Genomic DNA, 15,501 nt, shown 5'->3' with positions numbered 1-15,501 from the left:
AAGGATCCTGGTTAATTCTTGATTTTAAAATTTGATAAAACCTTTTTTTTATCTTCTTCACTCTTTATAACCACATTAAGGGTCTTTTTAAAAGAATTATCATCTAAAACTTCTTTATCAAGAATAATTAAACTTCTAACCCAATCTACAGTAGCTCGAATAGAAGGGTTTTTAGTGAGATTCAACTTCCTCATTTTCTGTATTACCTTAACAACGCTTTTAATTAACTTTAGTGATGCATCAGGTGCATGCGATTTTACTATTTCAACTTCACGCTCAAAAGAAGGATAATCAATGTATAAATAAAGGCAACGGTCCTTTGTTTCATCAAGAAGCTGTCTCTGGGAATTTGAAGTCATAATAAACATCAAATCATTTTTAAGTTCAAATGTACCCAGATCATTTACGGTGATCTGTTTTTCTCCAAGCGCCTGAAGCAGAAAACTTTCAACTTCTTCATCAGCTTTATCAATTTCATCAATCAAAACTATGGAAGGCTTTTTATTCATGAATACAGATAAAAGCGGCCTTTTTATGAAAAATTCTTCTCTAAAAACGTCTTCTTCGATTTTATTTGTTTTGGACATTTCAAGGCTTAAAAGCTGTTTTTGGTAGTTCCATTCACCAACGATCTGCTCGAATGTAATTCCCTCATAACACTGTATTCTAAAAAAATCCCTTTTAAATGCATTTGAAACTGTTTTTGAAAGCTCAGTTTTACCTGTTCCTGGCGGCCCTTCAATTAAAATTGGTTTTTTAAGTGATAAAGCTAAAAAAATGACTGTAACTATATTATCGTCAGGAACGTATTTATTTTCATTTAATGCATCTTCAATTTGCACCATATTTAATTTATCTGTTTCCATTATCTTCTTCCTAATCCAATATTATTTTACCGTACATTCCACCAGCACCCGGCTGGATTTTTAAGTTGTTTTCTCTAAATTGTTTTATAACATCGGCTAATTTTGAATCTGTTCTTTTAACCTCTTCAATTGGTGCATAAATTAAACATCCAATTTCGCTTCCAAAGTTCTGCACCAGCTCTTTCCATATTTTCTGTACAAAAACTGTAGTTATTCCTTTTCCATAAACAAGACTTATTATTTCTGCAAGAGGAAGAATATGAGTATATTGTGGTCTGAACTGGGGGTGACGTGGTTTATCCCATTCTGCAATATCAGATATCCTATCTTTAACGCCTATTTTTATAAGCCCGCCGCATGGACATCTCATTTTAAGTTCTCGTGCTTCTTCAATGGAATATGTTTTATAACATCTTACACATCCAGTTTCATGATATTTACCAAGACGGGGATCGAATCCATAGTTTCCCACGACTTTTTTTGAATTTATTGCACCTTTAAATGCATCAAAGGTCATTTTCTTAATTTCAATTTCGTTAAATTCTCTTCCAAGTCTGTGTGGCCATGGAGAGTGTGCATCTGAATTTGATAGGAATGGAATATCATGAAGCTCTTCTATTCTATCGGCCATATCTGTATCTGCAGATAAACCCAGCTCTAAAAAATCAGGAGCATCATCATAACAGCCATAAATGCTGTCAAATTCTTTGTAGATACTTGTCCATGGAGTGAATGCATGTGATGGCCCAATCAATCCATTATGATCTCTAATTAAATTCATTAATTCCGTACCGTCCATTTCAACCCTTGGCCTTCCCTCTTTATCGATATTTTTAGAAGGTAGCTTCTCTCTTATTTCATAAGCAGATTCAATGGAAGGTAGAACTATGAGCTGGTGAATCCTGTTTTTATCCTCTACTTCTGCAGTTAAAATAAATTTACAGTGTTTTGCTTCAGTTTCTGGAGTTTCCACACTTTTAACCAAGCGTGTTTGAGAACTATCATCGCAGTCTTTAACTGAATATATTCCATTATCTGAAGGATTGGTACTATTTTCTATAATTTGAAGCCATCCTGGATGAAAAGCATCTCCTGTTCCAACTAAATCAAGTCCTTTTAACTTTGATTGGGATGCAATTGTATTTATATCCATGTTTTTTGATGTAGCCATGGAATAAAGACTGTGAATATGAAGATCTGATCTTATTATCATGATAAACCCATAAAAAATAAATGTATAATCGGGTTAAAAAAATAAGCCATTTACCCGATATATCTTAAATCTTCTTCGCCAGGAGCTATATGCATTCTTTCAGCCATTTCTCGCTCCATTTGCTGGGCTTTGGATATCATTTTCCGGGTTTCTTCTGCTCTTTCTTCTAATTTTGCCACATCTACTTCCATGCCCAAAAGATCAAGCAGAACTTTTAAAACCGCTTTTGATGCTTCAGCATCTATGAAGTATCCTGGTGTTTCCCCCATGAGGCAGACTCCTTTCATTCCTCGAAGCATTCCCATTCCTAAAAGAAGGCCTGAAGCTCCTATTATTCCACCGTCGGCAGATCTAAGAGTTACATCATTTTCTTTTAGTATTTCGGCGAGTTCTGTTGTTGTTGCTGCTCCGAAAACCTTTGATTTTTCTATTGGTTGTCCAGTTCCAAGGCCCCCAAGGGTGTACATCTGTTTTACGCCGTATTTTTCGACAAAATCAAGGATCATTCCACATACTTCATATTGGCCTTCTGGACTTAATCCCTGAGTATTTCCTACAAGGATTATATAATCCTGTCCATTATTGCCTTTAAGAGCATAAAATTCGTTTTTCATGGGCTCTATGGTTCCATCTTCATTAACAAATACTTGTGGAGGGAATGATGGCGAGTATAGTTCTGCAAACTTCTCTGCTTCAAGTTCATGGATTATATGTTCTGCAACAAGTTTTCCAACATGCCCAATTCCAGGAAGTGCCTCAATAAATGCGGGTTCTTTAAGATCCACTTCTTTAATTATATTAATATAAGTTTTATCCATCTAATCACTCCTCTTTATTTTTAAGCTGTTGTTTTTTAAGGATTCTTCTATATTTTCCATATTTATCCTCAGGAGAATACTTAGCAGGATATATTACTCCTACTTCCCCATCACAGTAGGGACATTTATTTTTAAGGGTGTATTCCCCGCAGGATCTGCATCTTTTCATTTTCATCTTCATTAGAAGACCTGCAGTCTATTTATGTTTTTTCCAGTTCACGCTGGAAATTTCCTTCCCCACCTTCTTCCAGAACAACTTTAATACAATTTTCTGCTGCTTCTTTAAGTAAGCTTTCAGCAGTTATGTAATCAGAGGATTTGACTATTAATCTGTATCTTGGTGCCCCAACGCACTGCACCTGTATATTTTCTTCTTCAACAGACCCTAATGCTTTCTTTATCACTTCAACACCGTTTGGTGCATATGATTTTAAATCTATATATCCTGTTATTTGAACCTCAGGAGGAGAAATATTCTTTTGAGCTACTTCTGTAATTGTTTTAGCCCACTCTCCATCTATATCTCTACTTATAAGGGCTTCTTCACCTTCTTCTGCTGCTGTTTCAAACGCCTCGTAAAGATCACCAAACTCATCTATAATCTTATAGCCTATTTCATCATATGCAGTATCAAGGTCTTTTCCAATTGCTTCAGCAGATATTTCAAGCAATTTTTCGGCTTTTTGCTCTATTTTCCACTGTTGAATTTTCCTTGTCCTCTGATCTTCCCTTATTCTTTTCATTGAAACGTCGACATGACCTTTTTTCGGATTCACCCGCAGTACTCTTGCAACTATCTTCTGATTTTCCCTTACATAATCTCGAATATTTTTTACCCATCCAGAAGAGACTTCAGAAATATGAATAAATGCTTCTTTTCCTTCATATTCTTCAAGAGCAGCGAATGCACCGTAACCTAAAACTTTATGTACGGTTCCTACTACAAGATCTCCTTCGTCTGGCCATTCTTTTCTCATTCTTACCATTAGAACACCTGAACTGCCTTAATAATTTAATCAAGGACTTCTATAATTTGAGCCACGATCTTAGATTTACCGCCCTTTGGCTTTACCAGTGTTTTTCCACATATGATACACTGGACATTTGATGCAGCATGATCAAATACTGTTTGTTGATTTCCACAGTCTAAACATTTTACCCTTAAAAAATTACTTCTATGAGTCCCAATAACTGCCATTAACATCACCTAACTTACAAATTCAACTTTTCCTGCTCTAAATGAGGATCTTTTTATGTGGGACTTTCCACATTCTTTACATTTATATCTGAGATCCAGTTTTTTAACTGGCTTATTTCCAGATGGAAGAGGTCTTGGATAACCCCTGTATCCACTTGTAACTCGTCTGAATTGGCGTTGTCCCCATTTCAGTTCGCTTGCCTTTCTTCTTTTAGATTCGAGTACTTCATGAGCGGTATGTTTTTTACAACTTGGACAGTATGTTTTTCTTTCTTTTGGAATTTTCATTGATAATCACCTCTTAGTTATAAAAATGAATAAATTAATTCATTAGAATTATGGATATTGAACTAGATTCAAATAAAAAGCCAGCAAAATTGAAACATACAAAAAACCTATGGTTTTTTGTGCTCCAAAATCATAGATTTTGAGAAATTCTGCGGCATGTGAAAATCAAAGATTTTTTACAGTTGTGAAACAAAGTTTCACAAACATTGAAAATCAAAGATCTTCACAAGTTTAATATTTAATAAATATCTTGAATATTTATTTTCAATTCTCTATTTATATATTTGTATAGTACCACTGATTCTTTAAAGAATAAAATTAAGACATTTAAAAGCCGTATTGTGGTCTTATTTCCATAAAAGCCATAATAAATATTATTATATCTATTTATATGAAATTTTTTTATATTTTTCAATAAACCTACCCTTATTATTATTTATTAATATCATTGCATTTGGTTCGGGCATTGTTATTACATCTTGAGGAGATAAAGGACCGTAAATTTTATTATCCACTCCCATTATAGATGGAAGTGATTCAAGAGCCATGACTGTTCTTAAGTGATCTTTTTTATCTTTACTGGCAGATGGAACTTCTTTTTCAGGACTTTGAATATCTTCAATAAGTGGTTCGGGTTGTTCATATGCCTGAAAACTTTCTATATCATGTTCAATTCCAATGGATAATGATTTTTTTGCATTGCCTTTATTTTTCCCTTTAGATAATGATAAACTGGACTTCTGCTGCTTTTCTATGTTAGTAACTTTATCTTCTTTATTTTTAAGAGATTTTAATTGAGGAATCATCTCATTTCTATATTTAATAAGAGATTTAGTTATTGAATAGTAAAGATTTTCCTCCTCGGGAGTTAGGTTTTCTGGTGGAGCGGTCGGAGCGTTCAATCCATTTTTTTCTGAGTTATCATTAAACAGTCCGTTTGTTCTTTGAATATTTAAAATTGCACTGTTTGCTATTTTATGTTCCCGTCTTTCACATATCTCTGCCGCTATTCTGCGAGCATCACGAAGAAGATATGAGTCTAAAGAAAAGGGATTATTACCTACTTTCAGCATAAGTCTGTCTAAATAATTATAAACATCCTTATAAAAATTATCTCCAACATTAGCTAACCCGCTTATATTACGCTCTTTTTTTTGGATTTCCCTTAATCTCTGGAAAAACTCATCCAACCTCAATTCCTCACTTTAAAAATTACTATATTATATTTTGTTTTTTATTGTTAATCCACTTTTTGAATGAATTCCATCTATTCTTCGCTTTCTATACGTGGCGCTAATAAGAAACTGAGCTCTCCTTCATCAGAAACCATCTTTAATGATAGATTTAGAGGCATGTCGTTTCCAAGCTTTAAAACGATGATATCTGAGAATTTATCTGCCTTAAGCATCTCTTTGATCTTTTCAAGTGAAAATATGGATTTTGCATTGGTATCTATTTTCTCCCCATGGAGGTACTCAATTTTTGCATCTCCAAACTCACCTTCTGCCTCTGCAATGAATTTATCTGAATCCACCATTAACACTATCTTATCTGATACTATCTCGATGTCCTGAATGGAATTTTTAAGGAGGATAAAAGGAACTTCAAATTCAGTTGGATATTCAAGATCTGGTGGGCTTGGCGCTTCATATTCAATGTCTATAAGTCGTATTTTGAATCTACGGCGTGCTTCTCCTTCAAATACGATAATAAGATTTCCTTCATCCACTGAAAGTTCAACAATATCATCACTTTTTGCCCTTTTTAAGACCTTCATAAGCTCTTCTGTATCCACATTAATTTTTAAAGGCTCATCTATGGTAAATTCATCAAATAATCCTGGTTTGAGTTCAAGATGGACAAATGTGATGTGAGATCTATCAAGTGCGTCAAGTCTTAGACCTTCGCTATCTGCCTGCATCTGCACTTCATCCACAATAGAAGATATTGCATCAAAACTGGTTTTTAAGATATTCGAATCGCTTAGAACTGCTTTAAACATTTTCATCCTCCTTCAAAAAGACTATCCTAATAATCTTATTATATTATTTCTATTTATACTATTATCTTCTAATTCTTTTTATTTGGATTAGAAGACGCTTCCTTATCCGACTCAATTTCCTTATTTATTCCCTTAAAAAATGATTTATTAAGAAATTTCTGCGCCAAAACACTCGCAATTATAAGAATACCAAGTAAAATCAAAAATACTGAAAATACGGCCTTTTCACCAAAGATAACATTATCAGCAACAGTTTCAACAGAGCCCATCATAAAAAATATGCCGCCCAATATGAGTATTGAACCAGCAGCAATACCAATTATAATTTTTAATTTATTTTTTCCAGATTCAATATCCTTAACTTTCAAAAGTTTTAAAATATCCTCAACAGCAGGTAATGCGGATTCATGCTTAGAATCCTTAGTTTCTGCTTCAGAATCCCCAGGTTTTTCTGAATCCTTTTTTTCAGATTCAAGACCCTGACTAAAATCCAATTTTTTAATGAAATTTTTGGTAGATGAAATTGTAGAACCTTTCTTTTCTACTTTTTCATCTGATTTTTTATTATTTGAAACATCTTTCATGCTATATTCTCCTTATAAAGGATTTAATAGACTAATCATATTCACGCCATGTATGTCCGCATTTTGTACATCTTAAAAATCTTGTTTCAGATTCATCAGCCCTTCTTGTCTGCTGAAGCCACCAGAAAGCTTCTTTATTCTTACACTTGGGACATATAGCACGAGTTGTTGGCAATGTTTTTACATTTTCTCCTCTAATTATTATATTTTCTTTTGCTGATACCTTTTCAGAGACCTCATACTTACTTTTTTCTTCTTTGGTTATTTCCTTTTCATATCCGCATTTGCACTTAAAACGGTTATTTTTGGGAAACATAACAGTTCCACATTTTGGACAGAATTCCATTAAAATCCTCCCTGATCTATATTGATAATAGTGAGTTGAGTTATCTATTTGATAAATAATGATAATTAATTGTAATTTTAAAAAAATTGTTTCTTAATACTTATAAATTTTGTCTGATTTGGCAGTCATTAATTCAAAAATTTCATTTTAAATTAAAACTTCATTTTCGTTTTCTAAGAGTTTAAATGCATCTTTTAAAATAAAATCATGGTCAAATGCAAGTTTTAACCCTGAAATTTCATCCTTTTTGAAACAGTTTGCTTTGGAAGCATCTGTATCTGCTTTCAAGTTTCCTCCAACTTTTTTTGCAAGATAACATATTGTAACTGTGTGCCCTCTTGGATCTCGATCTGGATCAGAGTAAACACCCACCATTGTTACCAAGTCAACTTCAAGGCCGGTTTCTTCTTTTACCTCTCTTAAAACTGCTGATTCTACAGTTTCGCCGTATTCAACAAATCCTCCGGGTAATGCCCATGAATCCTTGTAGGGATCATTTTTTCGTTTAATCAGTGCTATTTCGTTATTTTCACAGATTATTACTGCATCTACGGTTAAAGAAGGATTTTCATGCAATTTAAACTCTCCTGGTTCATTAAAATAAATTAAGCGCTTCCTTTAGATTCTCCAGTCTCCACCCCTGCGGCTATTAAATGAGCGGCCCTTATTGGCTCAGGTATCGCGCTCCTTGTTGTGGAAAGGCTCACAATTTCTTCTGCATCTTCTAAATCGATTCCACATATCTGGATATATATCGGTTCTTTATTCTGGATTTTATAAACTTTACCTGCGTTTAGAATGTAATTCCATCTCTTTTCATAGTCTTCAAACCTCAAAAGAGCTCTTTTAATTTTATCGAAGTCGGGGAATTTCCTCATAATAACGATGACCGGAATTTCTGTTTTTTCAAAGATTTCCCTTACATTAGCAACGTTAAATCCACCAAAAGTAATCCCATCAAGCATGATGACTCCGATCTGGTCTTTATGTCTGGTGTTATTTACCATATTGATGATTTCTGCAGTTGAATCGTTCCCATCGCCTGAAATATAAGTCCTGAGGACTCCATCAAGCCATGTTCCTCCCCTAAAAACAGTGCCAATCAGCATTACCTTATTCTGAGTATGTGGAGGGAATGGGGCATCGTCAATGCCTAAAATCCTTATTTCCTGCTTGATTTTCCTGAATTTTTTATTTTTCATCTTAAAAATTAATGGGCAAAAATATTAATTATTTTTCTGAAGCCTCTATTAGGCCTTTAAATTCATTACATTGTGACATTAATGTTTCTGCAGCTTTTTGAAGCGATTTTTTTGGGTTTTTACCCTTAATATACAATACAGGCTCCCCTACAATTGGATGGTCTATCACGTATGCGGCTGATTCCACGCTTTTATCTTCCATTATTGTTTTTCTTAATGCGTTGCATAATGAATGAGTTTCGCCTGTAATCTCAATTTCAAGTTCAGTCTTAGTATTCTTTAAAATCTTCATTTTATCCCTCATAAAGTGTTAAAATCTTTCATTTTACCTAGCTTTTTTACTGATAAGTTCGTAAATATCATGTTAAAAATAGTATATTATACTCCACTTTTTATATCATTTAGTAAGTATAATATGAAATCATATATTAAGGTTTAGATTTATATTAAGAAAATTTTACATCAAGCACTTATTTTTTATACCTTTAATTATTTTTACAAAATAATTTACCCATTAAATATATCGATATCTATTTAGGCAAATAATCTCCTATACCCAGTATAACCTTTTATATTCATTTTTAGCGTAATTATCGGCCTATTCCTGCAATATGATCAAAATAATAGACATATAAGCATAATGATTCTCTAACAAACATTTAAAAATAATAAATTTGAGGAAAAAGGAGTTCAAATTGGTCTGAAATTAGTGATATATGAGGGGTGCTGGTATAATTAAAAAAGAGCTTATTTTTACAGTGGATATGCAGTAAGGATTAATTGTGTTGAATTAACGCTATTCGGACTCCATTTGGGTCTTCTATAAATGCAAGATGTCCAACTGTTATCTGTGTGGGTTCCATTGTGACTTTAGCACCTTTTGCTTTAAGTTCTTTGATTGTATCGTTTATGTTTTCAACATCCATTCCTATTGAAAATAGCCCCGGTTCATCAACTGGATTTTTAATGATTTCTACCATAGTTTCTCCTTCACCTTTAAGTAATGTGATTTCTCCTGCTGGTCCGAGATCGTATTGACTGTCTATTTCAAACCCCATAACATCCCTATAGAATTTAATTGACTCATCCATATCCTTAACTATCATGGTAGCGTATTTAACTTTCATATTATCACCATATGAATACTGTTTTTCATTAATTATTAATGTTGCATTGGTAATTTTCCAGCATTACACATTAGATGTTTATACTGGTATTAGAATTAGCATATCGAATATCAAAGGAATTGGAGATAATTCTAAAAAAAATAAAATAAGAGGATTTATTTTCTTTTTGATACTAAAAATCCGCTGAACAAACTTAAAATAGCCAGTGTTAAATAGCTTACTGGTAATCCTGTTTCCTGCATTCTTACTGTTTCAGTCGCTGCTTTAGCTTCTGATGCTGCATTGATTGTTAACGGAGTTACACCTTGACTGTTAATATTGTAAGTCTCTGAAGAGATAGATGAACTAAATATATAAGTTCCAGCCCTGATTAACTTACCTGAGATGTAAAGGTATGGATCTCCTTTTGGAACATTTTCTAGAGTCCATGTTATTGTTCTTGTTGCTGCATTGTAAGTCCAGTTACCATCACCGCTAATACTGATTAATTCAAAGCTTTGTGGTAATGGTATTGTTATTGTAACATTCTCTGCTGCATCAGGTCCTTTGTTTCCGAGCTTGTAGGTTATTGTGAATGTTTCGCCTACTTTAGGGTTCTTTTTATCGCTTGTTATTTTGATGTACAGGTCTGCAGCTTTGTTGATTGTAATATAAGCAGATTCGGCATTATTTGTTGTATAACCATCGGCAGTGGCATTGATTCTAACCGGATTGAATAATGGATTAACTGCTCCTTCATTTGCATAGAAAATAGCTGTAATAATGCCTCCTATGGTGTTTAATGTGATTGAATGATTGATTGCAGGATTTTCAAAACTTCCCCAGAGTATGGTCAATGTTACTGGTATGTCTGGTACGTGTCCATCTGAAGGGTTATGGTAAATACCGTCTGAATCATGCAGTAAATCTGCTGTAATTTGTGAAATGCCGCCGTTATTGATAGTTGTAGGGTTTGCAGTGATGGTTAGTACAATCCATGGATCAAAAAGCACAATTCCTCGAGTTCCGGTTGATATTTTTCCGGCAGGACTTGAATTTGAACCCCACCAGTTGAGTGTGGCATCCATTGTTCCATATTCACAGTAAATTTCACTGTTATCTGGGTTGTTTCCAATAATACGGTTGAATTTAATGATCCTTGAAGTAATATCACCGCCATAATTCCAGATGGCTCCACCCGCCTGTGCAGTGTTATTTATGAATGTAGAGTTAGTCACTATTAAAATACTATCATAGTTGTAGATAGCTCCACCATCACCACGTGCATTGTTACCTGTAAACATGATTCCTGAAATGGCCAAACCATTACCCTGATTGCAGATGGCCCCACCGGCACCCTGTGAAGTGTTGTCTGTGAACTTACTGCCAGATATGATTAAACTACCGTAATTGTAGATAGCTCCACCTGCACTCCAATTTAAAATTTGTACGGAATTGCCTGTGAATGTACTATCTGAAATATTTAAAGTACCACCATTGCAGATGGCCCCACCATACCACTGTGCAATGTTGTTGTTGAATATGCTGTTACTGGATATATTCAGAGTACCATCATTCAGGATGGCCCCACCATAATCTGCAGTGTTACCTGTAAATGTGCTTCCTGAAATGGCCAAATCACCAGTATTGTAGATAGAACCGCCTTCCTCTGCCGAGTTAGTTGTGAAAGTGCTGTTTGTAACAGTTAATGTACGAGTATTGTAGATAGCACCGCCAGAAATGGCGCTGTTATCAGTGAAAGTGCTGTTTGTAACAGTTAATGTACCCAGACGGCTATAGATAGCACCGCCGTTATTTGCAGTGTTATTTATGAATGTACAGCCCATCACATTCAAAATATCCATGTTGTAGACTGCTCCACCCCTTTCAGGTGCACTGTTGTTTGTGAAATTACTGCCGGTTACAGTCACATTACCTTCGTTGTTGTAAATTGCTCCGCCATAATTATATGTGGCGTTGTTGTCGGTGAATACGCAGTTATCAATATTTAACAATTGATCGTAATTTAAGTTGAAGATGGCGCCGCCCCTCTGTGCAGTGTTATTTGTGAAAGTGCTGCTTTTTACAAATGAGGTACCATGATTATAAATAGCCCCCCCTAGTTTCCCCGCATTATTGGTGAATACGCTGTTATTCACGTTCAAGGTAGCATCTGGAGAATTATAAATAGCTCCCCCTACACGTGCATCGTTGTTATTGAACATGCTGTTATTCACAGTTAAAGTTCCTTGATTATTAATAGCTCCACCAAAATTTGTATTTGTACCATTCCAACCTGCAGTATTGCTAGTGAATTTACAGTTATTTACAGTTAAAGTACCATTATTTTGAATGGCTCCACCACCGGTGTTGTTTCCATTAATGAATGTTAAATTACATATACTGACATTCACTCCAGATTGAATAAAAAATATTCTGCTAAGATTTTCCCCGTCTAAAATGGTTCCAGCCTGGCTTTCACCAATAATGCTCATGTTCCTATCGATAGTTATGTTAGTGTTGTTTACTCCGCCATATATTCCGTTACCAATTTTTAGTGTTCCATTATCTTGAATTGAACTTATACCTTTCTGTATGGTGAAATATGGATTCCCTGCACTACCATCTCCAGTATCATCGTTTCCAGTAATATTTACATAAACTTCATTAGCAGAGATAGTACCCATACAAAAAAATAAAACTGACATTATAAGCATTATGGGAATAAAAAACTTGATTTTACTGGTAATCTTCTGTTTTCTTATTTTTTCACCTCCTTTAAATTTATTAATTTAATTTCTGAATATTATTTGAAATTTAAGTTTATTATACACCTCTAAAAGTTAATTTAGATTAAATTAAACCTATATTATCTAAATTATTCTATAGTATTACTTATTATATAAAAAAATTGTTATTTATAACTTATATTAATATTTTACTAAAATAATACAGTTAAGATTTAGTATTATATTTTATTATGAAATATAAATAACTTTAAACATTAAATTACAGGATAATAAAACAAAAAATTATAAATTTCTATAATATTTGTTAATATATGCATAAAATAAATTATAAACTAAAAAAATAGTTAATATATGCTCATATGCTCCATTATGCTCATAAGCATAGATAAAATTGCTAATAAATCAATTAAATGCAATTTTTTAATAAATTCTTTTCAGGATGTTTTTTTATCATAAAAGAATCCTATAATCATTTCAATTATGAACGCCATCCAAAATATTATAAAATATAAATAGAGCATATCCCTAATACTCCTTTTCTAAATAAACAATAAAATATAGGTAAATAAAGTAGAAAGCAATTATAATAAAGATATTAATATACAAAAACAGTGATTTTAAATTATAAAGTAAAAATTTATAGTATTAGTGTTAATTTTGATAGTATTATTAATATTTGTTAGAAGATGGATTTTTTCCAATCATTATCTATGTAAAATCTAATCCAAACCCGTGAATAGCAAAAAAAGAGTTAAAATAAAAAGAAATTAAGGGATTTAACCCTCATAATTTTCAGAAAGTTTTCTTTTTTCTTTTCTACCGCAGTTCAGGCATTGCACTTCATTCTTACCTATTTTTACCATATAGTGCCTGCAATTTGTGCACATTGCCTTTAAAACACCCATATCCTCATCTGCAGTTGTAAGATCAACGTTATCGAGTCCTATAATTTTTGTAACCTTTCCCTGGACTATATCTCCTATTCTAAAGGCCTCGCTTAATTTAGCCAGGTAACCTTTTTGTGCCTGTGAGATATGTATACCTCCAACAAATGATGTTACAAGGTCTCTCTCTTCTCCTTTAATCTTATTTATTTTTACTGAAACTCTCTGGCCTCTTACATCTGTTACTTCCCCAACTATGAGCTTTCCAACCTCTAAAAGTGGTGGAGTGCCTGTTTTAGGGACTATGGCTATTTTTTTATTCCTTTCGTCAATGGAAACTGTTCCAACGACCAGTGATTTTATCTTCCCTTCCTCTTCATAGGTCCATTCTGATGGAACAAATTCTTCAGTGACCCCTAAAACGTCGCCAGGTAAAACAAAATCTCCTGATTTAGCTTTCATTAATTCACCTCATTTAAAACAAGTAAAAATTCTTTATTTTCCTTTGTTTGTTTTTTGAAAATTATATTTAATGAACAAATATCAATGTTATGTTATATTAATAGTTTTCATTTATATGTTGAATTTCATCTATTTTATAATCTTCCCATTTCCTTTTACCCAGAACAATTTCCAGTTCTTTTGGAGTCAGAAGGGGCTTTTTATACATATTAGCATCATCTATGGCTACACGCGGACATGCGGTTATAACAAATGCATCTAAATCCATATATGGAAGTAATAGATCTGGAGAAATGTTATCGAGCATTATTATGAATGCTTCCTTATTTTCTTCTTCTAACATGTCCTTTATTTTCCTGGCAAGGTCTAATCTGAATTGACCTCTTTTTGATGATACAACAATGCCGAATTTGTTTGCTTCTTCAGCTTTTATTATCTTTGCAAACCGTGTCCTAAGTATTTTATCCTTAAATTCATCGATAGTCCTTACCTCGTTAATATAGGGGTCTGCTATAAAAACGGGCTTTTCTGTAAAAAGTGTTATTCCAAGGGCATGGAAATTTCCGCTTCCAACATATAAAAATGCATCTGCATCGATATCTTTTATTGCTGAGAAGTTGCAGCCAAGTACCTGGCCTTCTTTTGTCCCTGCGCCTTCCTTCATTAGCACTTCTTTTTCATTTTCAATTAATAAATCTTTTATCTGGGTAATGAGGTTTAAATGCTGAATTGTAGTTACAAGGCCAATTTTTTTATAGTCTTTAAGTAATTCAAGACTATTTTTAACTGCATTCATTACATCAATTTTTGAGTATGCCTCAATAAAAAGAACAGGTACTTTATAATGGATTGGAAATTCAATATGCCCAAAATGCACTATTAAATCAACAAGACCTTCCATATGAGTATCTGAAACGTCGCATGCACCATAACAGGGATCTCCTGCAATAAGCACCAATGCATCAGTTTCATTTTCTATTTTTTCTGCAACATTGGTTGCATGAATTTTAAGACCTTCAGGAAACTGTATTCCAACAGCTTTCGCATTCATTTCCTTTATTTTTCCAATAACTTCATCAAGCCTGAAATCATAATTAAGCATTATCACACACTATCTATTTTTTAATTAGAGCACGCTATCTTTTATAACCACTTTTCCGTCCACTACATCCACTTTTATGAGGGTTTTAACTTCGTGTCCTGTTTCTTTTTTAATCCTGGCTTTTCCATCTCCCTTTTCCACAACGGCGACGATATCTGCAATTTCAACTCCAGAGCTCTCTAAAGCATTTAGAACTGCCATCATAGTTCCACCTGTACTTACAACATCATCAACTACCAGTATTCTGTCTCCTTTTCTAATCCCGTTGATATAGAGTTCGCATTCACTGTACCCTGTAACTTGGTGAACTGCAACTTCATTATTCAGACCATAACAGCGTTTTCTGACAACTACAAATGGAATATTTGTTTCAAGGGAGAGTGCAGTAGCGATATGGATTCCCATGGCTTCCATACAGACAATTTTATCAACTTTTAAATCTGCAACCTCTTTAATGGCATTAGATACTTCCCTTAAAAGATCAGGCTCAACAAGCATAATGCCATCAGTTATTGGATGTATAAAATAGTCGTATTCGCCTTTTTTTACTACAGGCGATTCTATTAGTGTTTTTTTAAGTATGTCCAGCATTTTATCATTCCCTTAAAATTTGATATAAAAACATATTTTAACTTAAAAATGGATCCATCTTCAACTAAAATCATAAATGATACAAAGAT

At 33.5% G+C, this 15,501-nt stretch carries 19 protein-coding genes; all 19 read right to left on the bottom strand.

Annotated elements, in window-relative coordinates:
* Positions 1-11 precede the first annotated feature (11 nt).
* Complete coding sequence (locus QMD61_07085; protein MDI6724397.1) at positions 12-866, bottom strand: MoxR family ATPase; 855 nt, start codon at positions 864-866, stop codon at positions 12-14.
* A 10-nt stretch (positions 867-876) separates the two neighbouring features.
* The gene (locus tag QMD61_07080) at positions 877-2,079 is read right to left on the bottom strand and encodes a TIGR00375 family protein (protein MDI6724396.1); all 1,203 of its coding nucleotides are present in this window, start codon (positions 2,077-2,079) and stop codon (positions 877-879) included.
* A 50-nt stretch (positions 2,080-2,129) separates the two neighbouring features.
* Entirely contained in the window at positions 2,130-2,897 is a 768-nt protein-coding gene (locus QMD61_07075; GenBank protein MDI6724395.1) for a proteasome assembly chaperone family protein, read from the bottom strand.
* A gap of 4 nt (positions 2,898-2,901) precedes the next feature.
* The gene (locus tag QMD61_07070; GenBank protein ID MDI6724394.1) at positions 2,902-3,078 is read right to left on the bottom strand and encodes an RNA-protein complex protein Nop10; all 177 of its coding nucleotides are present in this window, start codon (positions 3,076-3,078) and stop codon (positions 2,902-2,904) included.
* A 19-nt stretch (positions 3,079-3,097) separates the two neighbouring features.
* Positions 3,098-3,883 carry a translation initiation factor IF-2 subunit alpha gene (locus QMD61_07065; GenBank protein MDI6724393.1) on the bottom strand — a complete coding sequence of 262 codons (786 nt, stop codon included), beginning with the start codon at positions 3,881-3,883 and terminating at the stop codon, positions 3,098-3,100.
* 26 nt (positions 3,884-3,909) lie between these two features.
* A complete protein-coding gene (locus tag QMD61_07060) occupies positions 3,910-4,095 on the bottom strand; it encodes a 30S ribosomal protein S27e (GenBank protein ID MDI6724392.1) in 186 nt (61 codons plus the stop codon).
* A gap of 9 nt (positions 4,096-4,104) precedes the next feature.
* A complete protein-coding gene (locus tag QMD61_07055; protein MDI6724391.1) occupies positions 4,105-4,383 on the bottom strand; it encodes a 50S ribosomal protein L44e in 279 nt (92 codons plus the stop codon).
* A gap of 383 nt (positions 4,384-4,766) precedes the next feature.
* On the bottom strand, positions 4,767-5,579 hold the full coding sequence (locus QMD61_07050; GenBank protein ID MDI6724390.1) for a hypothetical protein: 813 nt from the start codon (positions 5,577-5,579) through the stop codon (positions 4,767-4,769).
* 71 nt (positions 5,580-5,650) lie between these two features.
* Positions 5,651-6,385 carry a proliferating cell nuclear antigen (pcna) gene (pcn, locus tag QMD61_07045; GenBank protein ID MDI6724389.1) on the bottom strand — a complete coding sequence of 245 codons (735 nt, stop codon included), beginning with the start codon at positions 6,383-6,385 and terminating at the stop codon, positions 5,651-5,653.
* A 68-nt stretch (positions 6,386-6,453) separates the two neighbouring features.
* Positions 6,454-6,969 carry a hypothetical protein gene (locus QMD61_07040; GenBank protein ID MDI6724388.1) on the bottom strand — a complete coding sequence of 172 codons (516 nt, stop codon included), beginning with the start codon at positions 6,967-6,969 and terminating at the stop codon, positions 6,454-6,456.
* A 31-nt stretch (positions 6,970-7,000) separates the two neighbouring features.
* Positions 7,001-7,315, bottom strand: a complete 315-nt coding sequence (locus tag QMD61_07035; protein ID MDI6724387.1) for a transcription factor S — start codon at positions 7,313-7,315, stop codon at positions 7,001-7,003.
* Positions 7,316-7,462: 147 nt separating this feature from the next.
* Entirely contained in the window at positions 7,463-7,891 is a 429-nt protein-coding gene (locus tag QMD61_07030) for an NUDIX hydrolase (GenBank protein MDI6724386.1), read from the bottom strand.
* Positions 7,892-7,920: 29 nt separating this feature from the next.
* A complete protein-coding gene (locus QMD61_07025) occupies positions 7,921-8,517 on the bottom strand; it encodes a DUF99 family protein (GenBank protein MDI6724385.1) in 597 nt (198 codons plus the stop codon).
* 28 nt (positions 8,518-8,545) lie between these two features.
* Positions 8,546-8,809 carry a DNA-directed RNA polymerase subunit L gene (locus tag QMD61_07020; protein MDI6724384.1) on the bottom strand — a complete coding sequence of 88 codons (264 nt, stop codon included), beginning with the start codon at positions 8,807-8,809 and terminating at the stop codon, positions 8,546-8,548.
* 484 nt (positions 8,810-9,293) lie between these two features.
* A complete protein-coding gene (locus QMD61_07015; GenBank protein ID MDI6724383.1) occupies positions 9,294-9,644 on the bottom strand; it encodes a VOC family protein in 351 nt (116 codons plus the stop codon).
* Positions 9,645-9,799: 155 nt separating this feature from the next.
* The gene (locus QMD61_07010; protein MDI6724382.1) at positions 9,800-12,331 is read right to left on the bottom strand and encodes a hypothetical protein; all 2,532 of its coding nucleotides are present in this window, start codon (positions 12,329-12,331) and stop codon (positions 9,800-9,802) included.
* A gap of 818 nt (positions 12,332-13,149) precedes the next feature.
* On the bottom strand, positions 13,150-13,719 hold the full coding sequence (locus QMD61_07005; GenBank protein ID MDI6724381.1) for an exosome complex RNA-binding protein Csl4: 570 nt from the start codon (positions 13,717-13,719) through the stop codon (positions 13,150-13,152).
* 97 nt (positions 13,720-13,816) lie between these two features.
* Complete coding sequence (gene dph2 / locus QMD61_07000) at positions 13,817-14,821, bottom strand: diphthamide biosynthesis enzyme Dph2 (GenBank protein ID MDI6724380.1); 1,005 nt, start codon at positions 14,819-14,821, stop codon at positions 13,817-13,819.
* 24 nt (positions 14,822-14,845) lie between these two features.
* On the bottom strand, positions 14,846-15,412 hold the full coding sequence (hpt, locus tag QMD61_06995; GenBank protein ID MDI6724379.1) for a hypoxanthine/guanine phosphoribosyltransferase: 567 nt from the start codon (positions 15,410-15,412) through the stop codon (positions 14,846-14,848).
* Positions 15,413-15,501 lie beyond the last annotated feature (89 nt).

The organism is Methanobacterium sp., assembly GCA_030017655.1.
Taxonomy (GTDB): domain Archaea; phylum Methanobacteriota; class Methanobacteria; order Methanobacteriales; family Methanobacteriaceae; genus Methanobacterium_D.
The sequence above is the reverse complement of the archived record's forward strand: the minus strand, read 5'-3'. Positions and strand labels throughout refer to the sequence as shown.